Here is a 15,347-nt window from a genome sequence, read left to right as displayed (position 1 = left end):
GGCCACGCGCCTTTGAACGCGGTACGCCCTAGGCACCGCCGCGCTGCATGCGCGGGCCCGATACCGCCGCCTGTCCCAGCCAGTAGGTCGCGGCCGCCACCACGAAACTGGCCGGCGCGGCGAAGCTCGCGGCCAGGCCGCTCATGTGCATCAGCACCAGCCCGCTGGCCGCGCCCGCGAACCAGGCGCCCAGCCCGCGCCGGTTGTAGGCGCTGCCGCCGCCCGGCGCCGGCGCGGTCTCGCCCACCGCCAGGATGTGCACCAGCGCCACCGCGACCCACGCCACCACGAAGATGCCCTGGTAGGCCAGCGCCTGCAGCAGATAGGCGAACACGTCGAACAGCATCAGCGCGTACGACACCAGGCCCACCACCACCGCCCATGCCGCCTTCGGCCAGCGGCCCAGGCCGAAGCGCGCGAAGAAGGCCTGCATGTTGATGGTGGCCAGGTAGTAGTTGGCGGTGTTGATGCGGGTCTGCGTCACCCACACGAAGAACAGGCCGCCCAGGCCCATCAGCTTGAGCAGCGCCAGCACCACCGACACCTCGCTCAAGGCGCCGTCGCCGGGAATGATCGCAACCAGGTAGATGCCGGCCACGCCGTTGAGCAGGAAGGTGACCAGGTAGAACGGCATGCCGAAGTTGTAGCGGCCGTGGTAGCGCGCGTCCTCGCGGCGGCCGAAGCGCGCGTAGTCGAAGGTGAACATCATCAGGATCCAGACGCCCATGTAGTACACATAGGCATCCCACCAGCCGCCCGCGACCGGCCCGCCGGCCGGGCCGAACGCCAGCCAGGCGTCGCTGTAGCCGTATTCGCGCGTGGCCAGCGCCACGGCCAGCAGCAGGCCGCCCAGGTAGAACGGCAACAGCACGCCGTTGAACTTGTCGAGCCAGCGCTGCACGCTGCCGAAGATCAGCAGCACGCTGTAGACGACCACCAGCAGCGCGAAGGCCCAATAGGGCACGGACGGGAACATGTGGTGCGCGGCGACCGCCATCACCGAGCCCTCGAACACGGCGTAGTAGATGGCGGTGGCGAAGAAGATCAGGGTAGCCAACGCCGCGCCCGAGGTGCCGAACACCGCGCGCGAGAACAGCGCCACCGATTGGCCGGTGCGGATGGCGTAGCGCGAGATCACGGCGTTGATCAGGCCATAGGAAATCACCGACAGCACCATGCCGATGATGGCGTTGCGGGCGCCGTAGTTGAGCGCCAGCGTGGCGCCGACCACGATGTAGAAAATTGCGCTGCAAACGGCCCACCAGGCCATGGTGAGCGGGAATCGGCCCATGCGGTCGGCATCGGCCACGGTGGCGAGGGAAGTGTCCCGGTCGGAGGACGTGGAGCTGGAAGCAAGGTTGGCCATGGAGGCTCTCCTGACGTGCTGAAGAACCGCGGAATGCGGACGGGTACGGCATGCAGCGTGTGAAACTCGAAAAGCACAGGCGCAGGCGCGCCCGCCCGGCCTGTCGGAACAGGCCGGAAGGAAAGCAACGATCAACGGGGAAACGGGGCGGGGATCAACCCATGGCGGCACGCAGCCTGTCGAGGCGGGCGCGGTAGTCCTTGCGGGCCTGCAAGGCCGTTTCCAGCGTGACCCGTTCGAAGCGGGCCTGCTGGTTGGGCTGCATCTGGCCGACCTTGTCGAGATCGGCGCTGATCACGGTGCCGATCATGGCGTAGCCGCCGCCGGACACGGCATCGCGATGCAGGATGATGGGCTCGACCCCGGCCGGCACCTGGATCGATCCGATCGGGTAGCAGGCGTCGACGATGTTGGACGGATCGGCGCCCGCGCCGAACGGCTGTTCACGCGGCTGGAACTTCAGCGCGCGGCCCTTCTTGTAGCGGTAGCCGATGCGGTCGGCCTCCGAGGTCACGCTCCAGGCGTCCTCGTAGAACGAGGCAGCCGATTCCGGCATCAGGCGATGGTCGTACAGGCCCGGCACCACGCGCAGTACCTGCTCCTTCGGGCATTGGCTGGCGAGTTCCGGCGGCAGCGCACGGCCGACCCGCGTCCCCGGGCGCGGCGCGCCCACGCGCAGGCGGTCGCCGGCCTGCAGGCGGCGGCCGTCGAAGCCGCCAATGGCGCCCAGCGTGTAGGTCGAGCGGCTGCCCAGCACCTCGGGCACGTCGATGCCGCCGGCGATCGCCAGGCAGGCGCGCGCGCCGGCCTGCACGAAATCGAACGACAGCCGGGCGCCGGCCGGCACCGCCAGCGCGGTGTTGCAGGCCTGCGCCTGGCCATCGATCTTGGGCGTCATGGCGGCGCCGGTGACGGCGATCACCGCGGCGCGGGTGAAGCGCAATTCGGGGCCCATCAGCGTGCATTCCAGCACCGCCGCGTCCTCGGGATTGCCCACCAGCAGATTGGCGGCGGCCAGCGCGTACTGGTCCAGCGCGCCCGAGGGCGGAATGCCCAGGTGGTAGTAGCCCTGGCGGCCACGATCCTGGACCGACGTCGCCAGCCCGGGCTTGATTACTTCGATGAGCGGTTCGTCATGCGACATGGAGCGTCTCCAGAAGGCGGGCGTTGTACTGTTCGGGCGCCGCCATGAATTCGGACAGCGAGAACGACACGGGACGGATGTCGAGCTGGAAGGTGCCGGCCTCGACCTCGGCCACCGCGGCGTCGTACTCGGCGCGGCTGATCGGCTTGAACTTGACGATGTCCCCGGGACGGAAGAACACCATCGAGTCGCGCAGGTGCGCCTGGCGCTGCGCGGGCTCGAAGATCGGCGCGGGCGTCACGCCAAACATCTGGTAGCCGCCCGCGCCGCGCACGGAATAGATGCAGGCGAAGCAACCGCCATGTCCCACCGTGTGCTTGGGCGTGTCGGTGCGCGGCCGCAGGTACTTGGGCACTTCGAGCTGGCGTTCGCGCTCGACCATCTGGAACATGAACGGCAGCCCGGCCACGAAGCCGACCATCGACACGAACCACGGCGCGCTGGAATGCGCGGCGATGAATGCATCGGTATCGGCAAAGCCGTTGATGCGCGCGGCGTATTCCAGGTCGGTCGATTCCGGGTCCTGGTGGCGCTCGCGAAAGCGCATCAGCGTCTCGTGGGTCCAGGGATCGTTGTAGAGCACCGGCACCTCGATGACGCGGGTGTCGAGCCGCAGGTTGTCCAGGTCGATGCCGGCCTCGATCTCGCGCAGGATGGCCAGCATGGATTCGGGCGCGACCTGCTCGGGGTCGTAGCGGATCTGGTACGAGGCGTTGGCCGGGCAGATCTCGGTGACGCCGGGCACGGCGCGTTCGCGCAGCGCGCGCGTGATCGCCATGCCCTTGAAGAACGCGGCCAGCGACATCGATTCGCTGATCTCGGCGAAGATGAATTCATCGCCGCCATGGGTGTAGCGCACCGTCATTGGGTCCCCTCCCGCTGCTGCATCCAGCTTTCCAGATAGTTGGTGTGATAGTCGCCTGCCAGCACGCCCGCATCGGCCACCAGGGCGCGATGCAGGGCCAGCGTCGACGGCACGCCTTCGAATTCGGTTTCGTCCAGCGCGCGCGCCATGCGCGCCAGCGCGGCGTCGCGGCTCTCGTCCCACACGATCAGCTTGGCCAGCAGCGAATCGTAGTAGGGCGGCACCACGCTGCCGGCATACACCATCGAGTCGATGCGCACGCCTGGCCCGGCCGGCCAGCGCACGTGCGACACGGCGCCGGGACCGGGCGCGAAGTTGCGCGCCGGATCTTCGGCGTTCAGGCGGCACTCGATCGCGGCGCCGCGCATGACGATGTCGGATTGCTTCAAGCGCAGCGGTTCGCCGTCGGCGATGCGCAGCATCTCGCGCACCAGGTCGATGCCGGTGATCGCCTCGGTGATCGGATGTTCGACCTGGATGCGCGTGTTCATCTCGATGAAGTAGAACTCGCCGCGGGTCTCGTCGTACAGGTATTCCAGCGTGCCGGCGCCGCGATAGCCCACCGATTCGGTCAGGCGCAGCGCGGATTCGCACAGCGCCTGGCGTAGCGCGGGGCTCAGCGCCGGTGACGGCGCTTCCTCGAACACCTTCTGGCGGCGGCGCTGCAGCGAGCACTCGCGCTCGAACAAATGCACCGCGCGTTCGCCGTCGCCCAATACCTGCACCTCGATATGGCGGGCGCGCGGCAGGTAGCGTTCCAGGTAGACGCCGCCGTCGCCGAATGCGGCGCGCGCCTCGGCCTGCGCCATCGGGATGGCCTCGCGCAACTGCGCTTCGTCGGCCGCCACGCGGATGCCGCGGCCGCCGCCGCCGGCGGACGCCTTGATCATCAACGGATAGCCGATCTGCGCCGCGTGGCTCAGGGCCTCGTCCAGCGACCCGACCACGCCCTCGCTGCCCGGCACGGTGGGCACGCCCGCCGCCTTGGCGCAGGCGCGCGCCGCGGCCTTGTCGCCCATGCTGCGGATGGTGTGGGCGTCGGGTCCGACGAACACCAGGCTGGCGTCGGTCACGGCCTGCGAGAAGTCGGCGTTCTCGGCCAGGAAGCCATAGCCGGGATGGATCGCGTCGGCGCCGCTGTCGCGCGCCGCCGCCAGCAGGGCGTCGGCATTGAGATAGCTGCGGGTGGCGTGGGCCGGACCGATATGCACCGCCGAGTCCGCCAGGCGCACCGCCAGGGCGTCGCGATCGGCGTCGCTGTAGACCGCCACCGTGCGCATGCCCAGCTCGCGCGCGGCGCGGATCACGCGCAGCGCGATCTCGCCGCGGTTGGCGACCAGCAGGGTGTGGATGCGGCGCGGCCGGTAGAAGGAATGCACGCCCATGCCTCAGCCCTCGATCCGCAGCAGAGCCTGGCCGGGTTCGACCGGGTCGCCATCGGCCACCAGGATCTCGGCGACCATGCCGCCGACCTCGGCCTCGATCTGGTTGAACTGCTTCATCACCTCGACGATGCCGACCACGTCGCCGGGCTTGATGGTGGCGCCCACTTCGACGAACGGCGCCGCATCAGGACTGGGACGGCGGTAGAAGGTGCCGGGCAGGGGGCTCTGGATCTCTTGCTGCGACATGGGGTTTTCTCCTTGGAATGTATGGGAATGATGGGCGGATCAGGACAACTGCGGCGGCGCGATGCGGATGCCGTGCGCCTCCAGGCGGGCGCGGGTGGCCTGCACCAGGCCGAGCGCGCCGGGCGTATCGCTGTGGATGCAGACGGAATCGAAGCCGATCGGGATGTCGCGGCCGTCGACGGTGCGCACCTTGCCGTCGGTACACGCCCGCAGCACCTTGTCGGCCACCTGCTCCGGATCCAGCGCCTGGGTGTAGCGCGTGAACACGATCGAGCCGCTGGCGTCGTAGTCGCGGTCGGCGTAGAACTCGCGCACCACCGGCAGGCCCAGCTCGCGCGCCACCTTGCAGGTCAGCGAGTTCTCCATGCAGTACAGCATCAGCGTCGGCTCCAGGTCGCGCAACGTCTGCACCAGCCGGCGCGACAGGGTTTCGTCGCGCGCGGCGCGCATGTACAGCGCGCCATGCGGCTTGACGTGCTGCAGCCGCAGGCCATAGAGGCGGGCGAATTCGCGCAGCGCGCCGACCTGGTAGACGATGTCGTTGACCAGGCCTTCGGCGTTCTCGTTCAGGTCGCGGCGGCCGAAGCCGACCAGGTCGCGAAAGCCGGGATGGGCGCCGATGCCGATGCCGTGCTCGCGCGCCATGACCACGGTGCGGTTCATGATGTTGGGGTCGCCGGCATGAAAGCCGGTGGCGATGTTGGCCGAGCTGATCAGCGGCATGATGGCGTCGTCCACGTCATCGCCGATTTTCCAGGAACCAAAGCCTTCGCCCATGTCGGAGTTCAGGTCTATCGTCGCCTTGCTCATGAAACAGGATCTCCTTCCATTCGCGGGCCGGTGGCCCGCGCAATGCCTGCACAGTAGCGAAGCGTCCAAGGGATAAAAAGTTCTTTTTTTGGATCAATGGTTATCTGAATTTTTGATGCCCCGCATTGCGCACCAAATCAGGGCGGTTGCTGAATTCCCATGAAATTTCAGGGATTTCCCTGAGATTTCGCGCACCCCGATGGCGCGGATAAACAGATATTCTGGTGGCTTACTATCAATTAATCAGATATTGCCGCCATGTCGCTCACCCTCCGGCAGCTCAAATATTTCGTCGCGGCCGCCGAACTCGGACAGATCTCGCAGGCGGCGATCCAGTTGGCGATCTCGCAGTCGGCGGTCACCACCGCCATCCGTGAACTCGAAGAGATCGTCGGCTCGCCGCTGTTCCAGCGCAGCGCCAGCGGCGTGGCGCTGACCGAAACCGGACGCGGCTTTCTCAACCATGCCTACAACATCCTGTCGTCGGTCGACGAGGCGCTGCGCATGCCCAGCGCCGACGGGCGAGAGAGCGGCCGCCTGCTGCTGGCGGCGTCGTACACCGTGATCGGCTACTTCCTGCCCTACCACCTGCAGCGCCTGTCGCAGCTCTATCCCAACCTGGACATCCAGCTGCACGAGCTCAACCGCAACGCCATCGAGGAAGGCCTGATCGCGCACCGCTACGACATGGCGGTGCTGCTGACCTCGAACGTGGTGAACCCGGAACTGGCGGTCGAACACTTCTTCGGTTCGCCGCGGCGCCTGTGGGTGCCGGCGCGTCATCCGCTGCTGGCGCGCGATACCGTCACGCTGGAAGACGTGGCGCACGAGCCGTTCATCATGCTCACGGTCGACGAGGCCGCGCACACCGCGCTGCGCTACTGGAGCGAAACGCCATTCCGCCCCGACGTGCGCCTGCGCACCTCGTCGGTGGAGGCGGTGCGCAGCATGGTGGCCAATGGCGGCGGCGTGGCGGTGCTGTCGGACATGGTCTATCGCCCGTGGTCGCTGGAAGGGCGCCGCATCGAGACCATCCAGTTGAAGGATCCGATCCCGCCGATGAACGTGGGGTTGGCGTGGCGCAAGGGCGCGGACATCACGGGTCCGATGCGCGCGGTGCGCGACTATTTCCGCCACGCCTATGCGGTGCCGCGTGGCACCGATACCTTGCGTTGAGTCCGATTGACGCGTAACTGTGGCGCTGCAACCACGCGCCGTGTCGCGGCTTGATACACGTCAAGACCGGCTTTTCCCGCCTCTGCAAACCTGAATGCCTACATTCACGCAATACACGGAGAGAGGAAATGTTCGCGATGTATCGGCGCACCCGCGCTCTTGCCCTGGCCTCGGCCTGCGGCGCCACCCTGATGCTTGCCGCCCCCGCGCAGGCCCACGAAGCCGGCGACATCCTGTTCCGCGTCGGCGCGACGCAGGTTCGCCCCTCGTCCAACAACGGCTCCGTGCTCGATGGCAGCGTCAAGCTCGACGTCAACAACAACGTGCGTCCCAGCTTCACGCTGGCGTACATGGCCACGCGCAACATCGGCATCGAACTGCTGGGCGCCTGGCCCTTCGAGCACGACGTGCGCGGCAGCGGCCTGGGCAAGATCGGCTCCAGCAAGCAATTGCCGCCCACGCTCAGCCTGCAATGGCACATCCTGCCCGACAGCATGGTCCAGCCCTACATCGGCGTCGGCATCAACTACACCAAGTTCTTCGACACCAAGGCCGAAGGCGCGCTCAAGGGTTCCGACCTGAAGCTGGGCGATTCCTGGGGCGTGGCCGCGCAACTGGGCGCGGACATCAAGATCAGCGAACGCTGGTTCATGAACGCCGACATCCGCTACATCGACATCAAGTCCAAGGTGAAGCTGAACGGCGAACACATCGGCACCGCGCGCATCAATCCCTGGGTCGCCACGCTGGGCGTCGGCTACCGCTTCTGATCTTGCCGCGCCACCGGCTACTGGCGCCGCTGCGCCAGTAGCTGCTGCAACGCCTGCAATGCAGGCGTTTCGTCGTCCGCGCGCCAGACCAACCGCGTCTGCGCCCGGCCATGCTTGCCGGACAGCGGCGTCACGCGCAACGACGGCTCCGCCCCCAGCAGCGCCAGCACCGAACGCGGCACGATCGCCACGCCCGACCCCGCGGCCACGCACGCGACGATGGCGTGGTACGACGCGAATTCCATCACCTTGTCCGGGGCCACGCCTTCCTGGCCGAACCAGGCCTCCAGGATGCGGCGGTACGAGCAGCCCGCCGCGAACGCAATGACGCTGCGATCGCCGACGTCCTTGGGGCCGTGGATTTCCGGCCAGGCCAGCGGCGAGATCAGCGCCAGCTCTTCGTCGAACGCCGGCTGCTGCGCCAGCCCCTGGGCCTCGAAAGGCTGCGCCACGAAAGCGGCCTCGATCTCATAGTTGCGCACCTTGGCGGCCAGCGCGCCGGACGTGCCCGTCACCAGTTCGATGCGCACCTGCGGCCAGGCCGCGTGATACGCCGCCAGGATCGGCGGCAACCGCGCCGCGGCCGTGCTTTCCATGGTGCCGATGCGCAGCAGGCCTTGCGGCGCGCCATCGCGCACGGCCGCCTGGGCCTCGGCCGACAGGCGCAGCAACCGGTCCGCATACGACAACAGCACGCGTCCCTGCTCGGACAGCACCAGGCGGCGGTTCTGGCGCCGGAACAACGGCGCCTCCAGCGTGGCTTCCAGCTGCTTCAGGCGCGTCGAGACATTGGACTGCACCCGGTTCAGGTGGGCCGCCGCGCGCGCCACGCCGCCATGGTCCGCCACCGCCTTGAAGATCTGCAGCGCGTCGAGATCCAAGTTTCTCATTTCAAGAACTCATATTCTTAATAATTCACTATTCAAGATATTAGTACAGCCGTAGAGTGGGAGCCATGTCAATAGCCACCCACCCCGATACCGCCCGTCCCCGCGGCGCCCTCGGCCTGGCGCTGCCGGCCGCGCTGGCGCTGGCCGCGGCGATGGGCATCGGCCGCTTCGCCTTCACGCCCGTGTGGCCGTTGATGGCGCAGGAGGCCGGGCTGTCGCTGGCGCAGGGCAGTTGGCTGGCCTCGGCCAATTACGCCGGCTACCTGCTGGGCGCGTTGGCCGCGGCCCTGCGGCCGCCGCGCCATCCGCGCGCCATGCTGGCCGTGAGCCTGCTCGCCGTGGCGCTGCTGACGCTGGCGATGCCGTGGTTCCACGGCGTCCTGGCCTGGAGCCTGCTGCGGCTGGCGGCGGGGTACGGCAGCGCCAGCGCCTTCATCTGCGTGGCCGCTTCACGCGCCGTCGGACCGGGCGATCCCCGCGCGCCGGCGGTGTCGGCCATTACCTACGCGGGCGTCGGCGCCGGCATCGCGCTGACCGGGCTGGCGTGCCTGGTATTGATGGCCGCGGGCGCGGACGCCAATGCCAACTGGACCGCGCTGGGCGCGCTGACCCTGGCGCTGGCGGTACTGGCCTGGCCGGGGCTGAATCGCCCCGGGTCGGCCCGCCACCTGGCCTCGGCGCCCGCGCCCGGCCGCCTGCCGCCCGGCATCGGCCGGCTGGCGCTGCACTATGGCATTTTCGGCGCGGGCTACATCATCCCGGCCACGTTCCTGCCCGCCATGGCGCGCGAGATCATCCCCGATCCGGCGGTGTTCGGCTGGGCCTGGCCGCTATTCGGCCTGGCGGCGGCGCTGTCGTGCCTGCTGGCCCCGCGCGTGGCGCAGGCACGCGACGACAAGACGGTGTGGCGCGGCGCGCAGGCGCTGATGGCGCTGGGCATGCTGGCGGTGGCGCTGTGGCGCGACATCGCCGCGGTCATCGTCGCCGCGCTGCTGGTCGGTGGCACGTTCATGGTCATCACGCAGTCGGGCATGCTGGTGGCGCAGCGGCTGGCCGGCAGTGCCGCGCCACGCGCCGCGGCCGTCATGACCTCGGCCTTCGCCGCCGGCCAGATCGTGGGACCGCTGCTGGCTTCCGGCGCCGCGCGCTGGGGCGCGACGCTGCCGCAGGTGCTGGCGGCAGGCGCGGCGCTGCTGGCGCTGTCGGCCTGGCGCTTGGGAAAAATCAGCACCGCGGGCACGAACGCTGGGCATAATGCGATCGGTTCCCAGGAACCGTCACATCAAGAATGAGGAGTCACCCAGCATGAAATCGCTACGTCCCCTGGTCGCCGCCCTGGCCGCCTTTGCCGCCCTGGGCGGTACCGCCCACGCCCAGGCCACCGACTGGCCCGCCAAGCCCATCACCATGATCGTGCCCTACGCGCCGGGCGGCTTTGCCGATACCCGCGTGCGCCTGCTGGCGCGCAAGCTGGGCGAATCGCTGGGCCAGCCGATCGTGGTCGAGAACAAGGCGGGCGCGGGCGGCGTGGTCGGCACCAACCTGATCGCCAAGGCGGCGCCCGACGGCTACACCATCGGCACGGGCAACCTGGCGCCGATGGCGGTCAACCCGTCGCTGATGAAGGACATGCCGTACAACCCGCAGAAGGACCTGGCGCCGGTCATCCTGATCGAGAACAGCCCGCTGGTGCTGAGCGTGAACAACGAACTGCCGGTCAAGACCCTGGCCGACCTGATCGCCATGGCCAAGAAGCAGCCGGGCAAGCTGTCGTTCGGCTCGTCGGGCGTGGGCGGCGCGCACCACCTGTCCGGCGAGATGTTCCGCGAGCAGGCCAAGATCGACATCGTGCACGTGCCCTACAAGGGCGGCAGCCTGGCCGCGACCGACCTGATGGGCGGCCATATCTCGATGATGTTCGAGATGGGCTACTCGGCGCTGCCGGCCATCCAGGGCCAGAAGATCCACCCGATCGCGGTGACCTCCGCCCAGCGCCTCGCGGTGCTGCCGGACGTGCCGACCATGGCCGAATCCGGCCTGCCGGGCTTCGAGTCGTACAACTGGCAGGGCATCGTCGCCCCCGCCGGCACCCCCGCGCCCATCATCGCCAAGCTCAATGCCGAGTTCAACCGCATCCTGAAGGAACCCGACGTGCAGAAGGCCATTGCCGACACCGGCAGCCAGGCCGGCGGCGGCACGCCCGAGGAATTCGGCGCGTTCATCAAGAGCGAAACGGCCAAGTGGGCGCAAGTCATCAAGGCTGGAAACATCCAGCTCCAGTAAGCCAACCAGGAGTATTCCCATGACATCCCGCCTTCTCGACCTGCTCAAGCTCGACCACCCCGTCATCCAGGCGCCCATGGCCGGCGGCGCGACGACGGTGGAGCTGGTGTCGGAGGCCTCGAAGGCGGGCGTCCTGGGGTCGCTCGGGGCGGCCTACCTGAGCCCGGAACAGATCGAGGCGGCCGCCGGCGCCATCCGCGAACGCACCGACCGGCCATTCGCCATCAACCTGTTCGCCTCCGTGCCCGAGCAACCCTTCGATGGCGATGCCAGCCGCATGCTGGACCTGCTGGCGCGCTACCACGCCCAACTGGGCCTGCCGGCGCCCGTGGCGCCCGGGCCGCAGCCCGATCCGCTGCCCGGCCAGATCGAGGCGGTGCTGCGCCTGCGGCCCGCGGTCTTCAGCTTCACCTTCGGCCGCATGCCGGCCGACGCCCTGGCGCGCTGCCGCGAACTGGGCATCCTGACGGTCGGCACCGCCACCACCGTGCGCGAGGCCGTGGCCCTGGAACAGGACGGGGTGGATGCCGTCGTGGCCCAGGGCGCCGAGGCGGGCGGGCACCGCGGCACCTTCCTGGACGATTTCGAGCATTCGCTGATCGGCACCATGGCGCTGGTGCCGCAGGTGGCCGACGCGGTGTCGATCCCGGTGATCGCCTCCGGCGGCATCATGGACGGGCGCGGCATCGCCGCCGCGCTGGCCCTGGGCGCCAGCGCCGCACAAATGGGGACAGCCTTCCTGACCACCGACGAAGCGGGGATCGGCGACGCCTACAAGGCGGTGCTGCCGGCCTCCCGGTCGGAACAGTCGCGCGTCACCCGGGCGTTTTCCGGACGGCCGGCGCGCGGCATCGTCAATTCCTTCATGCGCGACGCCGACGAACTATCGGACGACATCCTGCCGTACCCGTTGCAGAACGCGCTGACGCGTCCCATGCGCACGGCCGGCGGCAAGGCCGGCAATATCGCCGTGCTGTCGCTGTGGGCGGGCCAGGGCGCGCCCCTCGCCCGGCGCGAAAGCACGGCCGCGCTGGTGGCGCGGCTGGCGCGCGAGACCGCCGCCGCCCGCGGTCGCGGCTGACGCCGTCCGAACGCCGGGCGCAATCCGAGGACGCGCCAAAGCGTCCCCGGATTGTTCCCGTGGGCGAAAACACTGTTCCACGGACAGTCATATCCCACTGCGGTGACAATTCGTCGGGCTACAATGGCCCCTCGCCGCCGGGTGCGACCGGACTTTCCCCGTCCCCGGCATATGAGTAACAGGGCGCTTCCCGACGCAGCCCGCCTCGCTCGCGCCGGCCGGCTCCCCGCCCGCGCATGAGCGCGGCGGCAGGGCATCCGCCACCGAAACACCCGCTTGTTGCCCATGCCCGATCAAACCCGCAGCACCCCGGAATTCGCCCTGCGCCTGCAGGATGTGGCGCTAGGCTACGGTGATTTCACCGTCTTGCGCGGCATTTCCATGGAAGTGCGCTCGGGCCAGGTGGTCGCCATCATGGGCGGCTCCGGCTCCGGCAAAACCACGCTGCTGCGGGCGGCCACCGGCCAGCTCGTCGCGCAACAAGGCACCGTGCTGGCGTTCGGCCAGGACATCGCCCGGGCCACTCGGGCCGAACTGCAGTCGCTGCGCAAGCGCATGGGCGTGCTGTTCCAGCAGGGCGCGCTGTTCACCGACCTGAACGTGTTCGAGAACGTCGCCTTCCCGCTGCGCGAGCACACCCGGCTGGCCGAACCCGAGATCACCGCCCGCGTGCTGGACAAGCTCGACGCCGTCGGCCTGCGCGCCGCCGCCCACCTGAAGGTGGCCGAAATCTCCGGCGGCATGGCCCGCCGGGTGGCGCTGGCCCGCGCGGTGGTGCTGGAACCCGAACTGATCCTGTACGACGAACCCTTCGCCGGCCTCGACCCGATCTCGCTGGGCATCACCGCCCGCCTGATCCGCAGCCTGGCCGACCGCCTGGGCTGCGCCTCGGTGCTGATCACCCACGACGTGCACGAATCGTTCGCGATCGCCGACCAGGTGTACCTGGTCGGCCAGGGCCAGCTCAAGGCGGCCGGCAGCCCCGACAGCCTGTCGGCCTCGCCGGACCCCTACGTGCAGCAATTCCTGAAGGGCGAACCCGACGGCCCGGTCGCGTTCCAGTACCCCGAAACGCCGGCTTTCCAGAAGTGGCTTTCGCAACAACAAGGGCGCAAGGCATGAGCGGATCCAACAACGCCATCGGCGCGCTGGGCGGCTGGGTGCGCACCCGCATCGCCGGCGTCGGCTTCTTCACCCGTTTCTTCGGCGCCATGCTGGCGCGCAGCGGCATCGCGCTGTCGCGGCCGCGGCTGGTGTCGCAGCAAATTCATTTCATCGGCAACTACTCGCTGCTGATCATCGCCGTGTCCGGCATGTTCGTGGGCTTCGTGCTGGGCCTGCAGGGCTACTACACGCTGAACCGCTACGGCGCCGAGGAATCGCTCGGCCTGCTGGTGGCGCTGTCGCTGGTGCGTGAGCTGGGCCCGGTGGTGACCGCGCTGCTGTTCGCCGGCCGCGCCGGCACCTCGCTGACCGCCGAGATCGGCCTGATGAAGGCCGGCGAACAACTGTCGGCCATGGAAGTGATGGCGGTCGACCCGATGCGCCGGGTGCTGGTGCCGCGCCTGTGGGGCGGCATCATCGCCATGCCGATCCTGGCCGCCGTGTTCTCCATGGTGGGCATCCTGGGCGGCTGGGTGGTCGGGGTGCTGATGATCGGCGTCGACGCCGGCGCCTTCTGGTCGCAGATGCAGGGCGGCGTGGACGTCTGGAACGACGTCGTCAACGGCGTCATCAAGAGCCTGGTATTCGGCGTCACGGTGACGCTGGTGGCGCTTTACGAAGGCTGGCAGGCCAAGCCCACCCCGGAAGGCGTCGCCCGCGCCACCACCCGCACGGTCGTGGTGGGGTCGCTGGCGGTGCTGGGGCTGGACTTCCTGCTGACCGCCTTGATGTTTGGAAACTGATTACGGATCGATCATGTCTCGCGAAAAAACCGATTTCTGGGTAGGCCTGTTCGTCTTGCTGGGCGCGGCCGCGCTGGCGTTCCTGGCGTTGCGCGCCGGCAACTTGAGCACCTTTTCTTTTGCCCCCACCTATACGCTGACGGCCAATTTCGATAACGTAGGCGGCCTCAAGGTGCGCGCCCCCGTGAAAAGCGCCGGTGTGGTGGTGGGCCGGGTCGCCGGAATCTCCTTTGACGATAAGACTTTCCAGGCCGTCGTGTCGATGAACCTGGAAACCGCCTACCAGTTCCCCAAGGACTCGTCCGCGGCCATCCTGACGTCCGGCCTGCTGGGTGAACAGTACCTGGGCCTGACCCCGGGCAGCGAAGAGGACAACTTTGCCGACGGCGGGAAAATCCGCTATACCCAAAGCGCCGTCGTGCTGGAACAGCTGATCAGCAAGTTCCTGTACGGCACGGCCGAGAAGGAAGGCTCGAACGCGGGTGGCTCGCCGGAAGCGAAAGCCCCGAATTAAAGAGGATCCGTCACGCGCGGCCACATCCGCGCGCGGCGCACGCTGCAATAAGAATAGATATCTGTTGATAGGGATGCCCTGATCATGAACAAGAAAGCTCTTTCCCGAATCGCCACCGTCGCCGCCGCCGGCGCACTGATGGCCGGTTGCGCCGCGCCGCAGCAGCCGGATCCGCGCGATCCCTGGGAAGGCTTCAACCGCGGCGTCTACAAGTTCAACGACACCGTCGACCGCGCCGTCTTCAAGCCGGTGGCGCAGGCCTACACCTACGTCACGCCGGAGCCGGTGCGCAGCTGCGTGCACAACATCTTCAGCAACGTCGGCGACCTCTGGTCGGGCACCAACAGCTTCCTGCAGGGCCGCGGCCACGACTTCGTCAACACGCTCGGCCGCTTCCTGTTCAACACCACCATGGGCGTGGGCGGCTGCTTCGACGTCGCCTCGGCCAACGGCGCGCGCAAGATCCCCAACGACTTCGGCACCACGCTGGGCGTGTGGGGCTTCGGCCAGGGTCCGTACCTGGTGCTGCCGTTCTTCGGTTCGGCCAGCGTGCGCGACGGCGTCGGCCTGGTCGGCGACTGGCAGGGCCGCATGCACGGCTACATGGGCGTGAGCGCCATCGACAACGTGGCGCTGCGCAATTCGCTGTGGGGCCTGGAAGTGGTCGATACGCGCGCCAGCCTGCTCAACGCCACCGACACGGTCGACCGCGTGGCGCTCGACCCGTACAGCTTCGTGCGCGACGCCTACCTGCAGCGGCGCGCCGCCATGGTGGCCGGCCAGCGCGTGGACGACGAATCCAGCCTGCCGAACTACGAAGACGACGAGGACGAAGGCGCCGCCAGCAAGGACAAGGGCGCCGCGGCGCCAGCGCCGGTTCCCGCAACCAAGTAAGCTGTTGGATTGCGTT

At 68.5% G+C, this 15,347-nt stretch carries 16 protein-coding genes; 9 read left to right on the top strand and 7 right to left on the bottom strand.

The window, feature by feature from the left end:
* Window positions 1–28: 28 nt before the first annotated feature.
* The 6 genes from DK459_RS28460 to DK459_RS28435 all read right to left on the bottom strand — a co-directional run bounded on the left by DK459_RS28460 (window position 29) and on the right by DK459_RS28435 (window position 5,816).
* Complete coding sequence (locus tag DK459_RS28460; RefSeq protein ID WP_024067434.1) at window positions 29–1,366, bottom strand: cytosine permease; 1,338 nt, start codon at window positions 1,364–1,366, stop codon at window positions 29–31.
* A 154-nt stretch (window positions 1,367–1,520) separates the two neighbouring features.
* Complete coding sequence (locus DK459_RS28455; protein WP_054442546.1) at window positions 1,521–2,510, bottom strand: biotin-dependent carboxyltransferase family protein; 990 nt, start codon at window positions 2,508–2,510, stop codon at window positions 1,521–1,523.
* Complete coding sequence (locus DK459_RS28450; RefSeq protein ID WP_006388080.1) at window positions 2,500–3,375, bottom strand: allophanate hydrolase subunit 1; 876 nt, start codon at window positions 3,373–3,375, stop codon at window positions 2,500–2,502. Before DK459_RS28450 ends, DK459_RS28455 begins: the two co-directional genes overlap by 11 nt.
* Complete coding sequence (locus DK459_RS28445; RefSeq protein ID WP_110135210.1) at window positions 3,372–4,760, bottom strand: acetyl-CoA carboxylase biotin carboxylase subunit; 1,389 nt, start codon at window positions 4,758–4,760, stop codon at window positions 3,372–3,374. Before DK459_RS28445 ends, DK459_RS28450 begins: the two co-directional genes overlap by 4 nt.
* A gap of 3 nt (window positions 4,761–4,763) precedes the next feature.
* The gene (locus DK459_RS28440) at window positions 4,764–5,006 is read right to left on the bottom strand and encodes an acetyl-CoA carboxylase (protein WP_026383368.1); all 243 of its coding nucleotides are present in this window, start codon (window positions 5,004–5,006) and stop codon (window positions 4,764–4,766) included.
* 39 nt (window positions 5,007–5,045) lie between these two features.
* Window positions 5,046–5,816 carry a 5-oxoprolinase subunit PxpA gene (locus tag DK459_RS28435; RefSeq protein WP_006388077.1) on the bottom strand — a complete coding sequence of 257 codons (771 nt, stop codon included), beginning with the start codon at window positions 5,814–5,816 and terminating at the stop codon, window positions 5,046–5,048.
* 258 nt (window positions 5,817–6,074) lie between these two features.
* On the opposite strand from DK459_RS28435, the gene DK459_RS28430 reads away from it, so the two are divergent.
* Window positions 6,075–6,992: a LysR family transcriptional regulator gene (locus DK459_RS28430; protein ID WP_006388076.1), complete on the top strand. Its 918-nt coding sequence runs from the start codon at window positions 6,075–6,077 to the stop codon at window positions 6,990–6,992.
* Window positions 6,993–7,120: 128 nt separating this feature from the next.
* Entirely contained in the window at window positions 7,121–7,762 is a 642-nt protein-coding gene (locus DK459_RS28425; RefSeq protein ID WP_006388075.1) for an OmpW family protein, read from the top strand.
* Window positions 7,763–7,779: 17 nt separating this feature from the next.
* Here the strand turns inward: DK459_RS28425 and DK459_RS28420 are convergent, their stop codons facing one another.
* Window positions 7,780–8,652 carry a LysR family transcriptional regulator gene (locus tag DK459_RS28420; RefSeq protein ID WP_045952912.1) on the bottom strand — a complete coding sequence of 291 codons (873 nt, stop codon included), beginning with the start codon at window positions 8,650–8,652 and terminating at the stop codon, window positions 7,780–7,782.
* A gap of 65 nt (window positions 8,653–8,717) precedes the next feature.
* Between DK459_RS28420 and DK459_RS28415 the strand changes: the two genes are divergently transcribed.
* The 7 genes from DK459_RS28415 (at window position 8,718) to DK459_RS28385 (ending at window position 15,331) form a co-directional block, all read left to right on the top strand.
* Window positions 8,718–9,944, top strand: a complete 1,227-nt coding sequence (locus DK459_RS28415) for a YbfB/YjiJ family MFS transporter (RefSeq protein ID WP_110135209.1) — start codon at window positions 8,718–8,720, stop codon at window positions 9,942–9,944.
* A 13-nt stretch (window positions 9,945–9,957) separates the two neighbouring features.
* Window positions 9,958–10,935, top strand: coding sequence for a tripartite tricarboxylate transporter substrate binding protein (locus DK459_RS28410; RefSeq protein ID WP_026383371.1), 978 nt, complete (start codon window positions 9,958–9,960; stop codon window positions 10,933–10,935).
* Between the two features lie 19 nt (window positions 10,936–10,954).
* The gene (locus tag DK459_RS28405; RefSeq protein WP_024067428.1) at window positions 10,955–12,016 is read left to right on the top strand and encodes a nitronate monooxygenase family protein; all 1,062 of its coding nucleotides are present in this window, start codon (window positions 10,955–10,957) and stop codon (window positions 12,014–12,016) included.
* 285 nt (window positions 12,017–12,301) lie between these two features.
* Window positions 12,302–13,138: an ABC transporter ATP-binding protein gene (locus DK459_RS28400; RefSeq protein ID WP_006388069.1), complete on the top strand. Its 837-nt coding sequence runs from the start codon at window positions 12,302–12,304 to the stop codon at window positions 13,136–13,138.
* Window positions 13,135–13,923 (top strand): lipid asymmetry maintenance ABC transporter permease subunit MlaE, encoded by a 789-nt coding sequence (mlaE, locus tag DK459_RS28395; RefSeq protein WP_006388068.1) that lies wholly within the window; start codon window positions 13,135–13,137, stop codon window positions 13,921–13,923. Before DK459_RS28400 ends, mlaE begins: the two co-directional genes overlap by 4 nt.
* Window positions 13,924–13,936: 13 nt before the next feature.
* A complete protein-coding gene (mlaD, locus tag DK459_RS28390; protein WP_006388067.1) occupies window positions 13,937–14,437 on the top strand; it encodes an outer membrane lipid asymmetry maintenance protein MlaD in 501 nt (166 codons plus the stop codon).
* 84 nt (window positions 14,438–14,521) lie between these two features.
* A complete protein-coding gene (locus tag DK459_RS28385; protein ID WP_024067427.1) occupies window positions 14,522–15,331 on the top strand; it encodes a VacJ family lipoprotein in 810 nt (269 codons plus the stop codon).
* The last annotated feature ends 16 nt before the right edge of the window (window positions 15,332–15,347 follow it).

Origin of the sequence: Achromobacter sp. RW408, assembly GCF_003184165.1 — a bacterium.
In the GTDB taxonomy this organism is placed as follows: Bacteria; Pseudomonadota; Gammaproteobacteria; order Burkholderiales; family Burkholderiaceae_B; genus Achromobacter; species Achromobacter xylosoxidans.
This window is presented reverse-complemented; position numbering and strand designations above follow the sequence as displayed.